Source organism: Nitrospira sp. Kam-Ns4a (assembly GCF_965152595.1).
In genome coordinates, this window is sequence record NZ_OZ224218.1 from 2,459,434 (window position 1) to 2,473,975 (window position 14,542).

Genomic DNA, 14,542 nt, shown 5'->3' on the forward strand with positions numbered 1-14,542 from the left:
ATTTTTTGTTACCTGCCGGTCGCAGGTTGGTCCCCTCACCTGAGGGAAAGAATGGCACAAGTGATTGAAAACATGAGAGTGATACTTTTGGATCGCTATTTGCTTGGTCGTGCAAACCAACGAGAGTAGTCCCAGGGAGGCCGCCATGACCTGTCCCAAATGTCAAGGCCTGATGCTGCTCCAACGCTTCTCGGACTTCTTTTACATCTTCCACGCCTGGAAGTGCCTTAACTGCGGCGCGATCATTGACCGCACGATCACGGGCAACAGGCGCAAGAGCCTCACCGACCTTCCCATGCAACCCTTGACGACCCATTGACGCCCGGGACGGGCCATCAACCGGCGGCCACTCCCCGACCTAGCGAAGTCATCCACGGTCGGCTGGACGAAGTCAGGACACGCGGTCGCCGCCGCGGACACACGCGCGCCCGCCTACAGGAAAAGCATTATACGCCCTGCTGCCGCCGCTCAATACCCGCCAAACGCACTCCCTCGCCTTGACCCTCTAAAAATCGGTGTGATAGAGTCACGCAACTCGTGCGAAGGAGCCGTCGTGCGCGTCATTGCCGGATTGCAGAAAGGACGTCGCCTCCTGGGACCTCACGGCCCCGGCCTCCGCCCCACCCCGGACCGGGTCAAGGAAGCCCTCTTTTCGATCCTGGGCTCCCGCATCACGGGGGCGCGGGTGCTCGACCTGTACGCCGGAACCGGGGCGATCGGAATCGAAGCCTTGAGCCGCGGCGCGCGCGCCGTCACTTTTGTGGAGTCGCATCCAGCCTCGTTGCGTGTATTGCGCGCCAACCTGGAACGCTGCGGGCTGTTGGCCGGGGCGGAGGTGCGCTCCTGCCGGGCCGAGGAGTTCCTGCGCCGGTCCCGGGAAGGCGAACCCTACGATTTCATCTTCGCCGACCCGCCGTACCGGTCGGACGTGTTGGCGAGCCTGCTGGCCCTGCTCAGCAAAGGGCCAGTGGCAGGACCGGACTCAACGGTCATCCTGGAACACGCGACCAGAAGCGAGCCTCCCGCGGAGATCGGAATCTGGCGCCGCTCCCGCCGTTATCGGTACGGCGATACCTCGCTGTCCCTCTACGTAAGAGCCCCGGAGAAGGCGCGGCCCTCATGAAACTTGGAGTGTACCCCGGCACGTTCGACCCGATCACCCGTGGCCACACGGACATCCTGATCCGCAGTCTCCGACTCTTCGACAAAGTCATCGTCGCGGTGGCGCCGAACCCGAGCAAGCGGCCGCTGTTCGACCTCGCCGAGCGGGTGGAGATGGTCAAGCTGGCGACCAAGGACATCCCGCAGGTCGAAGTGGAGTCGTTTGATGGGCTGCTGGTCGAGTATGTCAAACGGCACGGTGCTCGAGCCGTGATCCGGGGCTTGCGGGCCACCGCGGACTTCGAGTACGAATTCCAGATGGCGCTCGTCAACCGCAAGCTCGACAACAAATTCGAGACGGTCTTCCTCATGCCCAGCGAGGAATACACCTATCTCACCTCTAGCATCATCAAGGAAGTGGCCAGCCTCGGCGGCCCCTTGACGGACTTCGTGCACCCCGAGGTGGCGCGACGGCTCCTCGAGCGGCTCCGCGGAGGGAAGCTATGAAGCTCGCCGCGCGGGCCGGTCGGATCGTGCCCTCCCCCACCCTGAGCATCGCGGCCCGTGCCAAGGCCATGGCCGCGCAGGGCGTTGACATCGTCGAGTTCGCATCGGGCGAGCCCGACTTCGACACCCCAGAGCCGATCAAGGCCGCGGCGGAGGCCGCGATGCGGGCCGGCTTCACGAAGTACACGGCGGCGGGCGGCATTGACGAGCTCAAGGCCGCGATCGTCGAGAAGCTCGAGGCCGATCAGGGGCTGCGGTACGAGAAATCGCAGGTGCTCGTCTCCTGCGGCGCCAAGCATACGTTGTACAACCTCGCCGAAGCCCTGCTCGAGGCGGGCGATGAGGTCATCATCCCGGCTCCGTTCTGGGTCTCCTACCAGGACCAGATCCTGCTCAACGACGCCACCCCGGTGATCCTCGAGACCCAGGAAACCGAGGGCTTTGCGGTCAGCCCGGCGGCGCTGGAGGAAAAGATCACGCCGCGCACAAAGGCCATCATCATCAACAGCCCCTGCAACCCAACCGGCGCGACCTACGACCGCCGCACGCTGGAGGGGTTCGCCGAAGCGGCGCTCCGGCACGACCTCCTGCTCATCTCGGACGAGATCTACGAAAAAATCCTTTACGACGGGTGCAAACACGTGAGCGTCGCGAGCCTGGGCCCGGAAGTCCAGGCGCGGACCGTCGTCGTCAACGGCGTCTCCAAGGCCTTCGCCATGACCGGGTGGCGAATCGGTTATGCCGCCGGGCCAACGGACCTCATCACCGCGATGGCCAACATCCAAAGCCAGAGCACGTCCAACCCCTGCTCCATCTCCCAGAAAGCCGCTGTGGCCGCCCTGCGCGGCGGGGACGCCTTCACGCGGCAGATGGTGGTAGAATTCGATCGCCGACGCCGATTCATGGTGGAACGGCTGAACGCGATCCCTGGAGTCCGCTGCCCGCTTCCCACCGGGGCCTTCTACGCTTTTCCCAATATCGCCGGACTGCTGGGGCGGCGCGCCGGCACGGTGCCCATCACCTCCCCCACCGAGCTGGCGACGTACCTTCTTGACGAAGCCCGGGTCGCGGTAGTCCCTGGCGAGCCCTTCGGGAGCCGGGCCCACATCCGCCTGTCCTACGCAGCGAGCATGGAGGCAATCGCCCGCGGGCTTGACCGGATGGAGAGCGCGCTGAGCAAGCTGAGTTGACGCGCCGTGTGGCTCGGACGCGAGCCGTCGCGGCGGCGCCCGGCGCTTGACTTTCCGGCAGACGATGTTATATCGAGCGCATCGGATGGGGTCGGCGAAGGATCATCCCGGACGACGAGGTGTGGCGTGCCGATCTACGAGTACCTCTGTGACAACTGCCAGTCCCGCTTCGAGATCAAGCAAAAGGTGAGCGATCCGCCACTGTCCACCTGCGAGCGGTGCGGGGGCCCGGTGAAAAAGCTGATCTCGTCGCCCGCCATCATGTTCAAGGGAAGCGGCTGGTACATCACCGATTATTCCGACAAGCTCAAGCTGCCCGCGCAAGAAGCGGCCAGTGCCCCTTCCGGGAATGGCAAGAAAGACACGGCGGCCGGCCAGCCTGCTGGCGCCCCGTCGTCCACCGGCTCCTCCGGCGGGAGCAGCGGGGCGGGTGCTTCCTCGCAACCGACATCCGCCGCGACGGCGCCTTCGTCCTCCGCTTCATCCTCGGCGTAGGGGCTGCTTCTGTCCCTCCCCTTCTGGGGCTACCGCCTTGGCTCCGGCGCAGTTGTTTTCTTTTTCGCCCCGCTCTTTGACTGTGTCTTCCCCTTGCTGGAGGTCTTGCCGGTCGTCGGCGCCTTCGCCTTGGCTTTCGCCGGCCCCTTCGTGAGTTTTGCCAATTTCTCCCGTTCGGCAGCCAGGCTTTGGTCGAGCACGGTCACCCGATTGCGCAGCTCTTGATTCTGGCGGGTCAGCTCGCTCACCTGGGCCTGCAGCTCATCCCTTGCCTTGGCCAGCTCGGCTAGTTGCCCCTCTAGCTTGGTCCGCTCGGTTGTCGCCGCATCCAGTTCCGCCCGGAGCTGCTCGATCTGGGCCTGCAACGCCGGCGGCCAGTAATCGCAGCCGCTCAGGCTGACTGATGCCAGGACCCCGACCAGTACCGCTCCAACGAGCCGTCTTGACCCGCTTCGTCTCATCAGTTCGCCTCCTCCTTGTTCTGCATCCGCTGCCCGAGCCTACCCCCAGCGGGATTGTCACACCAACGAACCGAGCCCGGCTTCGGCCAGCGCCGCCTCGATCTGGCTGGACGTGATGGGCCCTTCCCGCAACACACGGACCTGTCCGACCGTCGTCACGACGGTCGAGGGAAAACCACCAGGAGTTGGCCCGCTGTCCACGATCAAATCTAGTTCGCCGCCCAACTGCGCCTGAACCTCCGCTGCCGACCGCATCGGCGGTTGACCGGTCCGGTTGGCGCTCGTCCCGGTCAAGGGGCCGACCACACGAAGCAACCGCGCCAAGGCGGGTAGGCCAACCAGTCGGATCCCCACGGTTCCCGTGCCCGCGGTCAGCGTAGCCGGGAGACCAGGCGCAGCCGGGACCACGATGGTCAGGGGTCCCGGCCAGAACCGGTCCATCAGGCACTGCGCGACTCGGCCAACTCCAAACGCCAGCTCCCGCATCTGCTCACGCGCTCCGACGAGAACCAGGATGGGTTTGCCGTCCCCCCGTCCCTTGATCGAGCAGACGCGCCGCACGGCCTCCTCGTCCGTGGGCGAGGCCGCCAAGGCGTAAAAGCTCTCCGTGGGAATCGCAAGCACGCCGTGGCTGCGGACGATCCGTGCGACTTCTTCGAGCCGGTCGTCTGGCGTCTCGTCCCGAAGAGCCAACATCCGCGCCATGAGCGTAGTCTCCGAAGTCAGGGCTCCGGGCATCGCAACTGGCCAGCCCTGGCGCTAGCCATTCGACGGCAGCGCCCGCGCGGCGATATCCGAGCGGAAATGACACCCCGGAAAGGTGACCGTCCTGGCTGCGGCGTAGGCGCGCTCGCGCGCGGTCCGGAGATCCGACCCGAGCCCGGTGATACCGAGCACGCGGCCACCCGCTGTCACAAGGTCGCCGTCGCGCCGCCCCGTGCCGGCATGGAACACCAGCACGTTTTCGGACGGCGCTCTATCGGCCAGCCCCATGATCGGAAAGCCGGTCACGTAGGAGCCGGGATAGCCCCCCGAGGTCAGCACGACGCAGACGGCCGCACGGTCGTGCCACTCCACCTTGAGCTGTTCCAGACGATGCTCCGCGACCGCATCGAGAATCTCGACCAGATCGGTTTTGAGCAGCGGCAGCACCACCTGCGCCTCCGGATCGCCCATCCGGGCGTTGAACTCGAGCACGTACGGGGTGCCGTGCACGACCATGAGCCCGGCGTAGAGCACGCCGTGGAACGGGCTCCCGACCCGGGTCAGCGCATCCACGATCGGGCCAAGCACCTCCCGCATCACCCTGGCCTGGAGCGATGGCGTGCCGAGGGGAGCGGGGGCGTAAGCGCCCATGCCACCCGTGTTGGGTCCGGTGTCGCCGTCACCGACCCGCTTGTGGTCCTGGGCGGGGACCATGGGGACAACAGTCTTCCCGTCGGTGAAAGCCATCACGGTCAGCTCTTCCCCGTCCAGGTATTCTTCGATCACCACGCGCCGGCCGGCGGCGCCGAAAGCTTGCTCCCCTAACATGGCGGTCACCGCTTGGCTGGCCTCCTCGCGTGTGAAGGCCACCACGACGCCCTTTCCCTGTGCGAGCCCGTCCGCCTTCACGACCACTGGCAGCGGATGATGCGCCAGGTACTGCAGAGCCGGATCGAGGCTGTCGAAGGAGCGGGCCGTGGGGGTGGGGATCCGGGAGCGGACCATCAGCTCCTTCGCGAAGGTCTTGCTCGCCTCGATCTGCGCTGCACCGCGAGTGGGGCCGACGATCTTCAGCTTGGCCTTGCGGAACTCGTCCACAATGCCCAGCGCCAGCGGCGCTTCCGGGCCGACGACCGTCAGGTCCACGCCCTCTGTGGACGCAAACGTCCGAAGCCCGGGGATGTCGTCGGCGGGGATCGGGACGCAGCGGGCGAGTTCACCGATGCCCGCGTTCCCGGGCGCGCAGTACACCCGCGAGACCCGGGGGCTCCGCGCAATCTTCCAGACGAGGGCGTGTTCCCGCCCCCCGCCGCCGATCACCAGAACTTTCACCGACAAACCTTGGGTGATGGGTGATGAGTGATGGGTGACAGGAAGGAAGCCCGTAAGAAGCAGAAGGAATATCGTGACAAGCAATATCTGAAGAAGGGATCGTTCCGGTCACCCATCACTCTTCACGCGTCAGGTGGTTTAGTGCCGGAAATGCCGCATGCCAGTCAGAATCATCGCCAACTGGTGCTCGTCCGCGGCCTTGATGACCTCCTGGTCGCGGATCGAGCCGCCCGGCTGGATGACCGCTGTGATGCCGGCACGGGCCGCCTCGTCGAGCCCGTCGCGGAACGGGAAAAAGGCGTCGGAGGCCATGACGCATCCCTTTACCGGAAGCTGGGCCTTCATCCCGGCCAGCTTGACCGAATCCACCCGGCTCATCTGTCCGGCCCCGATGCCGACGGTCTGCCCGGCCCTCGCGTAGACGATCGCGTTCGACTTCACGTGCTTGCAGACCTTCCAGGCGAAGGCGCAGGCGGCGTACTCCTCCTCGGTGGGTCGCCGCTGCGTCGGCACGGGCAAGCTCTTGAGATCGGCCAGGACGCCAAGATCCCGCTCCTGGACGATCAACCCGCCGACCAGTTTCTTCAGATCGAGCCGGTCGCGGGTCCCGGCCGTGACCGGCCCGACTTCCAGCAGCCGGAGGTCTTTCTTCCGCCGCAGCTCCGTCAAAGCCTCCGGGGAGTAGCCTGGAGCAACCACGACCTCGACAAAGGTGGAAGTGATCTCTTTCGCCGCGTCCAGGTCCACCAACCGGTTGAACGCGATCACACCACCGAACGCCGAGACCGGATCGGTCTCCCGCGCGCGGACGTAGGCTTCGACCGGGGTTCTCCCGGTCGCGACCCCGCAGGGATTATTGTGCTTAATGATGACGGCGGCGGGCTCGTCGAACTCCTTGACCAGCTCCAGCGCCGAGTTTGCGTCCAGATAATTGTTGTACGACATCGCCTTGCCATGCAGGACCGAGGCCCGCGCCACGGACGGCTCTTGGGACAGCGGATCCCGGTAGAAGGCACCCTGCTGATGCGGGTTTTCTCCGTAGCGGAGCGTCTCCACCCGCTGGTATTGGAGCGTCAGCACCGGCGGAAAGAGCGCCGCGCCGCCAGCCTGCCGCTCGAGGTAGCCAGCGATCGCACTGTCGTAACGCGCCGTGTGCTGAAACACCTTGGTCGCTAGCTCTCGCCGCAGCGCCGGCGTCACGCTGCCGGTCCGGAGGGCCTCCAGCACGCGTCCATAGTCTGCCGGGTCCACGACGACGACCACGTCCTCGTGATTCTTTGCAGCGGACCGGAGCATCGAGGGACCTCCGATGTCAATGTTCTCGATCGCCTCCTCGAACGTACAGTTCGGCTTCGCGATCGTCGTCTCGAACGGATAGAGGTTCACGACGACCACGTCAATGGGGCCGATCCCGTGCTGCTGCATCTGCGCGACGTGGCTCGGATCGCGCCGGCGTCCCAGCAGGCCTCCGTGGATCTTCGGATGCAGCGTTTTGACCCGCCCGTCGAGGATCTCCGGCGAGCCGGTGTAGGCCGCGACCTCCGTCACCGCGACGCCGGCCTCCCGCAGCGCCCTGGCGGTGCCCCCTGTGGAGAGAATCTCTGCCCCCAGGGCCGCGAGGCCTTGGGCCATCTCGACCACACCCGTCTTGTCGGACACGCTGATCAGCGCCCGCTGCACACCGGCCATTGCATCTCTCCTGTTGGCTGGGATGATGAAGGGTTGTCTCGTCCGAAGCGGAGCCAGAATAGCAGATGCGTTTGGGGTGATGCAAGGCGGGCTGAGCACCTATCGCGCGCGCTCCATGAGCTTCCCGCCGCCGACGGGCAGCACCTCCGGGCTCCCAGTAACCGTGGCGTCTGCCCGCTGGACGAACTCGGCGTATCGCGGATCGGTCTGAATTGGCACGTGGTGGTCCGACCCGAGTTCAGACACGTTCAGGCTGTTAGGAGATGACCGATCTTCAGCTTCGGGCGAAAATCTAGGGCGACCGACCAGGAAAAGCAAGGCAAACGGCCCACCCTTCTCCCCAGCCTCTCTCTCCCAGGGAGAGGAAGACGAGGGATCAAGCTAGGAGGGTTGCCAGGGTTCAGAGCGACTTCACCGACAGAGCGATCAGCCCGAAACGTTTCTTACCCAGGGTCTCGGATGGAACGGATGCTTGGCGAGCGCAGCGCCATGGTGGGAAGTTGCCTGAGGTGGAGGCAAACCAGGTGCCGCGAGCCGTTCCGGTGGTCCGGTGCGGCGAGCGGCCAGCAATAGGAATCGGGCGGGGTGCCCGTCGTCACCGCACCATGGCGCCAGCGAGACCAAGCGCCGTTCGTCAGCCGAGACGAGCACCCGCTCTTCGTCAGCCGAGGCTTCCCCCTTGTCGTTGACTTCCCGCCTCTGCCCCATTACAATTTCGTAGCCGAGGTTCCCCACGGTGCCTGCCCAATTCGTCCACCTCCACCTGCACACCCAATATAGCCTGCTGGACGGGGCCAACCAGATTGACCCACTGATCCAGCAGGTGCGGGCCTTCAACATGCCCGCGGTCGCCATCACGGACCACGGGAATCTCTTCGGCGCCGTCGAGTTCTACCAAAAGGCCAAGGCGGCGGGGATCAAGCCCATCATCGGCTGCGAAGCCTATCTGGCGCCCAAGAGCCGCTTCGATCGGGAAGGGCAGTTCGCCCACAACGAGTACTACCACCTGATTCTCCTGGCCGCGAATCAGACGGGCTACCAGAATCTGCTCAAGCTGAGCAGTAAAGCCTATCTTGAGGGATTCTACTATAAGCCACGGATTGATAAGACGATCTTGCGAGAGCATGCCGACGGCCTCGTGGCCCTCTCCGGCTGCCTGAGCGGGGAGGTGCCCTACTTGATCGCCCAGGACCGCCTTGAGGAAGCAATCAAGATCGCCGGGGAATATCGGGAGATCTTCGGCAAGGAGCGGTACTTCTTCGAAGTCCAGGAAAACGGTGTCCCCCAGCAGCAGGTGGTGAACCGGGGGCTCCGGGAGATGGCCAAGCGCCTGGGGGTGCCTCTCGTCGCCACCAACGACTGTCACTACCTCCAGAAGAGCGACGCGAGAGTCCACGACATCCTGCTGTGCCTCCAGACCGGCAAGACGATCAACGAGCCGAACCGCATGCGGTTCCAGACCGACCAGCTCTACGTGAAGTCCACCGAGGAGATGCTGGAGGCGTTCAAAGACTGGCCGGATGCGGTCCGGCACACGCAGCGAGTCGCCGAGCTGTGCAACGTGGACTTCACGTTCGGCACCTATTACCTCCCGGAGTATCGCGTGCCGGAGGGGGAGACGCTCGACAGCTACCTCGACAAGCTCGCGCATCAGGGCCTGGCCGAGCGGCTGCGGGAGCGCCCCTCCGGCATTCCGGAGGCGCAGTACCGAGAGCGCCTCCGGCACGAGCTGACCGTGATCATCTCGATGGGATTTGCCGGCTACTTCCTGATCGTGTGGGACATCATCAACTTCGCCCGTCAGCGCCGCATCCCTGTCGGGCCCGGACGCGGCTCGAGCGCGGGCAGCCTCGTCGCCTACGCGCTCAAGATCACCGACCTCGATCCCCTCGTCTACGGGCTGCTGTTCGAGCGCTTCCTGAACCCGGAGCGGATCTCCCTGCCCGACATTGACATGGACTTCTGCATGGACCGGCGGCAGGAGGTCATCAACTACGTGGTGGAGAAGTACGGGCACGACCATGTCTGCCAGATCATCACCTTCGGCACGATGAAAGCCCGAGCGGCGATCCGGGACGTCGGCCGGGTGCTGGAGATGCCCTACGCCGAGGTGGATCGGATCGCCAAGCTGGTGCCCGAGCAGCTCAACATCACCCTGGACGAGGCGCTCGAGACGGAGCCCCGGCTGAGGGATCTCGTGAACAGCGATCCGAAAGTCCGGGAGGTGTTCCAGGTCGCGCGCGCGCTGGAGGGCTCGCCGCGCCATGCCTCAACCCACGCCGCGGGCGTCGTCATCTCTAAGGAGCCGCTCACCTCGCACGTGCCGCTGTACAAGGGCTCGAAAGAGACCGACGAGGTCGTCACCCAGTTCCCGATGGGCGACGTGGAGAAGGTCGGGCTCGTCAAGTTCGACTTCCTCGGACTCAAGACCCTGACGATGATCGCGCACGCGGAGCGGCTGATCAATCAGAGCTTGCAGAGCCGGGAGGGCCGGCTCGGCGAGCCGCCCTTTTCGATCGCCACGGTGCCGCTGGACGACGCCAAGACCTTCGCGCTGCTCTCCTCCGGGAAGACCATGGGCATCTTCCAGTTGGAGAGCGCAGGCATGCGCGACCTCCTGACCGGGCTCCGGCCGGACCGGTTCGAGGACATCATCGCCATCATCGCGCTCTATCGCCCTGGCCCGATGGACCTGATCCAGGAGTTCATCAAGCGCAAGCAGGGCAAGATCCCGATCACCTACGAGGTCCCGCTCCTGGAGCCGATCCTGAAGGAGACCTACGGCATCATCGTCTACCAGGAGCAGGTCATGGCGATCGCCAACACGGTCGCCGGTTTCTCGCTCGGCCAGGCTGACATCCTCCGCCGGGCCATGGGCAAGAAGAAACACGAGGAGATGGTCAAGCTCCGGACCAAGTTCCTGGAGGGCGCGAAGAAGAACCGGATTCCAGAGAAGACGGCCGAGAAGCTCTTCGATCTGATCCAGAAGTTCGCTGGCTACGGCTTTAACAAGTCCCACGCCGCCGCCTACGCGCTGGTCACCTACCAGACCGCCTACCTCAAGGCCCACTACCCCACCGAGTTCATGGCGGCGCTGCTCACGAGCGAAATGGGGAACAGCGACAAGGTCGTCCGCTATATCAACGAATGCCGCGACCTCGGGATCAAGATTCTGCCCCCGGACGTGAACCGGAGCGAGAAGGACTTCTCTGTGTCCGCCGACGGGATCCGGTTCGGGCTCGCCGCCATCAAGAATGTGGGGGAAGGCGTAACGGAGGCGATCCTCGAGGCCCGGGCGGAGCAGGGCCCCTATCGGTCCTTCTTCGATTTCTGCCACCGGGTGGACAGCCGCAGGCTGAACAAGCGCGCCCTGGAATGCCTGATCAAGGCGGGCGCCTTCGACTCCACGGGCGCGCGGCGGGCCCAGCTCGTCGCGGTGCTCGACCGGACCGTGGACCAGGCGGTCGCCGCGCAGCGGGCGGCGGATTCCGGCCAGACCAGCATCTTCGCCGCGATGGAGAGCCCGGACCTGCCGCAGGGGCGCGGTGTCTTGCCGGTGGACGAAAGCCTGCCCGACCTGCCCGAATGGCCGGAGGAGGAGCTGCTGAAGCACGAGAAAGAGCTGATCGGCTTTTACATCACGAGCCATCCGCTCGCGCGGTACGAGGCCGCAGTTCGCCAGTTCTCCACGACGACGACGGAAAAGTTGCTTGAGATTGCCGACGGCAAGGAAGCGAAGCTCTGCGGCATCGTGACGACCGTCAAGACGATGACGACGAAGAAGGGCGATCGGATGGCCTACGTTCAGGTGGAGGACCTGCACGGGCAGGTTGAGGTCATCGCTTTTCCCGACCTCTTCAGGGCGGCGGAGGCCTTGCTCGTGCCGGAGAGCGTGATCCGGGTGACCGGGACCGTGGACCGCGCGGAGAAGGGCGCCCGCCTCAAGGGCACCAAAATCGAATCGCTCCGGGAGGTCCAGGCTCGGTCCGTCACGCGGGTCACCATCCGGCTGGACGACCACCCGGACGCCGGCGACCGGTTGCGCCAGCTCCAACAGGTCCTGCGTCGACACCCGGGACCAGCCCCCCTGTCCCTCACGTTTCGCATCACGCCGACCCTGGAGGCAGACACAGCCCCGCTGCCGGCCGTGACCGTGCTCCCGACCGAGCCCTTCGTAGCCGAGGTGGAGGCTCTGCTGGGCAAGGGGACCGTCGCCTTCTGGTCGTGACTCTCCCGGTGCGGGCGGCGCTCCGGATGAGGTGGCTATGAGAGACTACTTGGAATTCGAGAAGCCGATTCGCGAGATCGAGGAACGGCTGGAAAAGCTGGCCGGGTCGGGCTCCGCGCGCGCCGCAGCCCAGGAGGAAGCCAAAAAACTCAAGGCGCGGCTGGTCGAGGTCGAGCAGGAGTTATACGCCAACCTGACGCCGTGGCAGCGGACGCAGCTCGCCCGGCATCCCCAGCGCCCGTCGTTCCTCGACTACGTCGGTGCCTTCAGCGACGAATTCCTGGAGCTCCACGGCGACCGCGCTTTCGGGGACGACCGCGCCGTCGTCGGCGGATTCGCCCGGCTGAGCGGGCGGTCCGTGATGGTCATCGGGCACCAAAAGGGCCGGACGCTCAAAGAACGCATGCAGCGCAACTTCGGGATGCCCAATCCCGAAGGCTACCGGAAGGCGCTGCGGCTCATGAAGCTCGCGGAGAAATTCCGGCGCCCCGTCCTGACGTTCATTGACACGCCCGGAGCGTACCCCGGCATCGGGGCTGAGGAGCGTGGACAGGCTGAGGCGATCGCCCGGAACCTGCACGTGATGTCTCGGCTGGCGGTGCCGATCATCTCGGTCGTGATCGGGGAAGGGGGCAGCGGCGGGGCACTCGCACTTGGGCTGGCGGATCGGATCCTGATGCTCGAGCATGCGGTCTATTCAGTGATCTCGCCGGAAGGCTGCGCCGCTATTCTCTGGGACGACCCGACCAAGACCCCGGACGCCGCCGCGGCGCTCAAGATGACGGCGACGGACCTCTATCAGCTCGGCGTCATTGACGAGGTCATCGCGGAGCCGGTCGGCGGCGCACACCGCGATCCGCAGGGCGCCGCGCAACGGGTGGTCAAGGCGATCGCCACCCATCTCGGCCAGCTCGAGGAACTGCCGATCGAGGACCTGTTGGCCCGGCGCTACGAGAAGTATCGGAGGATGGGCGCCGTCATCGAGCCTACGCCACCCGGCTCGCCCTGAGGTGCAGCGAGGGCGAGCCGGCGGCGAGGCTCGGTCAGCGAGGCGAGGGCGCGCCGACGCGGTAGGCTCCGCTTCCGCCCCGAGGCCGGTCATGCTCCCGCGCTCCGTGCCTGGGCCTGCGCCCATTCCCATGACCCTCAGCCCGCGACCCCGACGGCACCGCCTTGCCCAGGAGCCGCTCGATCGCCCGCAACTGGCTCGTCTCGTCGGGCGTGACGAAGCTGGAGGCGCGTCCCGCCTCCCCAGCCCGGGCCGTCCGGCCGATCCGGTGCACGTAATCTTCCGGGCTGTTCGGCAGGTCGTAGTTGATGATGTGCCCGATGCCGCCTACGTGAATGCCGCGCGCCATGATGTCGGTGGCGACGAGAACCCGGTACCGTCCGCACTTGAATCCCTGGAGGGCTTCGCGACGCTGGCCCATCGTCCGGTCTCCGTGGAGCACGGCCACCTTGAGCCCGTCGGCCTGGAGCAGGCGCCACAAGCGGTCCGCACGCGACTTGGTTCGGGTAAACACCAGCGACGTCCCGGCTTCTTCCCGCAGGATCTCCCGGAGCAGTTCGGTCTTCTCCTCCCGGCTCGCGTGGTAAAGCTGCTGCTCGACACGGGCAGCAGTGGTTCCGCTCGGCGCCACCTCCACCCGCACCGGATGCTTAAGGCTGGCTTTCACGAGGGCCGCCAGGTCGTTGGCCAGGGTCGCCGAGAACAGCAACGTCTGCCGCTCCTCCGGCAACGCGTCCAGGATCTGGTTGATCTGCGGCGCAAATCCCATGTCCAGCAGGCGGTCCGCCTCGTCCAGGACGAAGATCGCGATGGCGAGCGGGTTGATCGTGCCCTTCCACATATGGTCCAGGAAGCGGCCGGGCGTGGCGACGAGGATGTCCGGCCGCTGGCGGAGAGCCCGCTCCTGCTGGGTCATGTCGGCGCCGCCCACGATCAGGGTCGCACCGATCCCACGCCGATGGCCGAGCTGGTCAATGGCCTTCTGGATTTGGCCCGCCAGCTCCCGCGTGGGGGCCAGGACCAAAGCGCGGGTCCCCTGCCCTCCCGCGAGCCGCTCAATGAGCGGGATCGCAAAGGCGGCGGTCTTGCCGGTCCCGGTCTGGGCGCAGCCGATCACGTCCTGACCCGCCAGGGCGGGCGGGATCGCACCGCGTTGAATCGGCGTGGGCGAGGTGTAACCGACCTTGGCCAGCTCGCGCAACATCGGTGCGGACAGGCCAAGGCCCTCAAATGTCTCTGCAAGGCTCGTGGTCATGAACAATCCCTTTTGGTTGGGGTCACCGAGCGGAGGCGGATCAAGGGATCAACAAGCGGAACGTTCCCGGCGGAAGGGAAGGCCAGGCAGGTCGCTCCAGGAAAAGCCCAAACTCAGTCAGACCCAAATGGTGGTCCGATGTGTCAGGCTTCGTCCGCCGTCGCCTCGGACCTCTGCGAGCGACGACTGGTTTGCACTGTATCGTAGGAAACCCGGAAAGTCAATCCTCGACCAAAAGAATCCTCGCACCTCACGGATTGTGCCAGGTCGCTCCGTCGTAGGACGGATTGAACTGGTGGGTGAGCTTCACGACGTCGCCGTCCTGCACCTTCGAGTCCTGCGTGCCGACCTTCCGGTTCACGGTCACCAGCAGCTCCCCCTTCTCCAGGAAGGCCATCAGCGGACCGAGCCGATCTGCATGGGCCTGCAACAATCCCCTGACCGTCGTCGGTCCCGCCACCTCCAGCCGGTATTCGGACTCGTCCAGGCTCTGCCTCAGCGTTTCGCCGAAGAGCATCACGGTCACCATCGCACCTTCTCCGTTCCCGAAGACTCCGCAAATTCCCCATC

At 65.6% G+C, this 14,542-nt stretch carries 13 protein-coding genes; 7 read left to right on the forward strand and 6 right to left on the reverse strand.

Annotated elements, in window-relative coordinates:
* Positions 1–145: 145 nt before the first annotated feature.
* The 5 genes from ACWHYQ_RS12320 to ACWHYQ_RS12340 all read left to right on the forward strand — a co-directional run bounded on the left by ACWHYQ_RS12320 (position 146) and on the right by ACWHYQ_RS12340 (position 3,293).
* Complete coding sequence (locus tag ACWHYQ_RS12320) at positions 146–319, forward strand: hypothetical protein (RefSeq protein ID WP_447972420.1); 174 nt, start codon at positions 146–148, stop codon at positions 317–319.
* Between the two features lie 234 nt (positions 320–553).
* Positions 554–1,123 carry a 16S rRNA (guanine(966)-N(2))-methyltransferase RsmD gene (gene rsmD / locus ACWHYQ_RS12325; RefSeq protein WP_447972421.1) on the forward strand — a complete coding sequence of 190 codons (570 nt, stop codon included), beginning with the start codon at positions 554–556 and terminating at the stop codon, positions 1,121–1,123.
* Positions 1,120–1,608, forward strand: coding sequence for a pantetheine-phosphate adenylyltransferase (coaD, locus tag ACWHYQ_RS12330; RefSeq protein WP_447972422.1), 489 nt, complete (start codon positions 1,120–1,122; stop codon positions 1,606–1,608). Before rsmD ends, coaD begins: the two co-directional genes overlap by 4 nt.
* The gene (locus tag ACWHYQ_RS12335) at positions 1,605–2,798 is read left to right on the forward strand and encodes a pyridoxal phosphate-dependent aminotransferase (RefSeq protein WP_447972423.1); all 1,194 of its coding nucleotides are present in this window, start codon (positions 1,605–1,607) and stop codon (positions 2,796–2,798) included. The genes coaD and ACWHYQ_RS12335 overlap by 4 nt, the downstream gene beginning before the upstream one ends.
* A gap of 126 nt (positions 2,799–2,924) precedes the next feature.
* Complete coding sequence (locus ACWHYQ_RS12340; RefSeq protein ID WP_447972424.1) at positions 2,925–3,293, forward strand: FmdB family zinc ribbon protein; 369 nt, start codon at positions 2,925–2,927, stop codon at positions 3,291–3,293.
* Between the two features lie 29 nt (positions 3,294–3,322).
* On the opposite strand, the gene ACWHYQ_RS12345 is transcribed toward ACWHYQ_RS12340, so the two are convergent.
* From ACWHYQ_RS12345 to purH, 4 genes are all read right to left on the reverse strand, one after another.
* Positions 3,323–3,754 (reverse strand): hypothetical protein, encoded by a 432-nt coding sequence (locus ACWHYQ_RS12345; protein ID WP_447972425.1) that lies wholly within the window; start codon positions 3,752–3,754, stop codon positions 3,323–3,325.
* Positions 3,755–3,811: 57 nt separating this feature from the next.
* Positions 3,812–4,459: an L-threonylcarbamoyladenylate synthase gene (locus tag ACWHYQ_RS12350; RefSeq protein ID WP_447972426.1), complete on the reverse strand. Its 648-nt coding sequence runs from the start codon at positions 4,457–4,459 to the stop codon at positions 3,812–3,814.
* A gap of 54 nt (positions 4,460–4,513) precedes the next feature.
* On the reverse strand, positions 4,514–5,791 hold the full coding sequence (gene purD, locus ACWHYQ_RS12355; RefSeq protein WP_447972427.1) for a phosphoribosylamine--glycine ligase: 1,278 nt from the start codon (positions 5,789–5,791) through the stop codon (positions 4,514–4,516).
* 138 nt (positions 5,792–5,929) lie between these two features.
* A complete protein-coding gene (gene purH, locus ACWHYQ_RS12360; RefSeq protein WP_447972428.1) occupies positions 5,930–7,480 on the reverse strand; it encodes a bifunctional phosphoribosylaminoimidazolecarboxamide formyltransferase/IMP cyclohydrolase in 1,551 nt (516 codons plus the stop codon).
* Between the two features lie 736 nt (positions 7,481–8,216).
* Here purH and dnaE point away from each other — a divergent pair.
* A complete protein-coding gene (gene dnaE, locus ACWHYQ_RS12365; RefSeq protein ID WP_447972429.1) occupies positions 8,217–11,708 on the forward strand; it encodes a DNA polymerase III subunit alpha in 3,492 nt (1,163 codons plus the stop codon).
* A 31-nt stretch (positions 11,709–11,739) separates the two neighbouring features.
* A complete protein-coding gene (locus ACWHYQ_RS12370) occupies positions 11,740–12,717 on the forward strand; it encodes an acetyl-CoA carboxylase carboxyltransferase subunit alpha (protein ID WP_447972430.1) in 978 nt (325 codons plus the stop codon).
* Between the two features lie 34 nt (positions 12,718–12,751).
* On the opposite strand, the gene ACWHYQ_RS12375 is transcribed toward ACWHYQ_RS12370, so the two are convergent.
* Together ACWHYQ_RS12375 and ACWHYQ_RS12380 are read right to left on the reverse strand one after the other, a co-directional pair.
* A complete protein-coding gene (locus ACWHYQ_RS12375; RefSeq protein ID WP_447972431.1) occupies positions 12,752–13,972 on the reverse strand; it encodes a DEAD/DEAH box helicase in 1,221 nt (406 codons plus the stop codon).
* A gap of 250 nt (positions 13,973–14,222) precedes the next feature.
* Positions 14,223–14,501, reverse strand: a complete 279-nt coding sequence (locus ACWHYQ_RS12380; protein WP_447972432.1) for a MoaD/ThiS family protein — start codon at positions 14,499–14,501, stop codon at positions 14,223–14,225.
* Positions 14,502–14,542 lie beyond the last annotated feature (41 nt).

Bases quoted from the DNA above. Each gene is read 5' to 3' on its own strand.
- ACWHYQ_RS12320 (WP_447972420.1), top strand. From the start codon at position 146: ATGACCTGTCCCAAATGTCAAGGCCTGATGCTGCTCCAACGCTTCTCG.
- coaD (WP_447972422.1), top strand. From the start codon at position 1,120: ATGAAACTTGGAGTGTACCCCGGCACGTTCGACCCGATCACCCGTGGC.
- ACWHYQ_RS12335 (WP_447972423.1), top strand. From the start codon at position 1,605: ATGAAGCTCGCCGCGCGGGCCGGTCGGATCGTGCCCTCCCCCACCCTG.
- ACWHYQ_RS12345 (WP_447972425.1), bottom strand. From the start codon at position 3,754: ATGAGACGAAGCGGGTCAAGACGGCTCGTTGGAGCGGTACTGGTCGGG.
- ACWHYQ_RS12350 (WP_447972426.1), bottom strand. From the start codon at position 4,459: ATGGCGCGGATGTTGGCTCTTCGGGACGAGACGCCAGACGACCGGCTC.
- purH (WP_447972428.1), bottom strand. From the start codon at position 7,480: ATGGCCGGTGTGCAGCGGGCGCTGATCAGCGTGTCCGACAAGACGGGT.
- ACWHYQ_RS12375 (WP_447972431.1), bottom strand. From the start codon at position 13,972: ATGACCACGAGCCTTGCAGAGACATTTGAGGGCCTTGGCCTGTCCGCA.
- ACWHYQ_RS12380 (WP_447972432.1), bottom strand. From the start codon at position 14,501: ATGGTGACCGTGATGCTCTTCGGCGAAACGCTGAGGCAGAGCCTGGAC.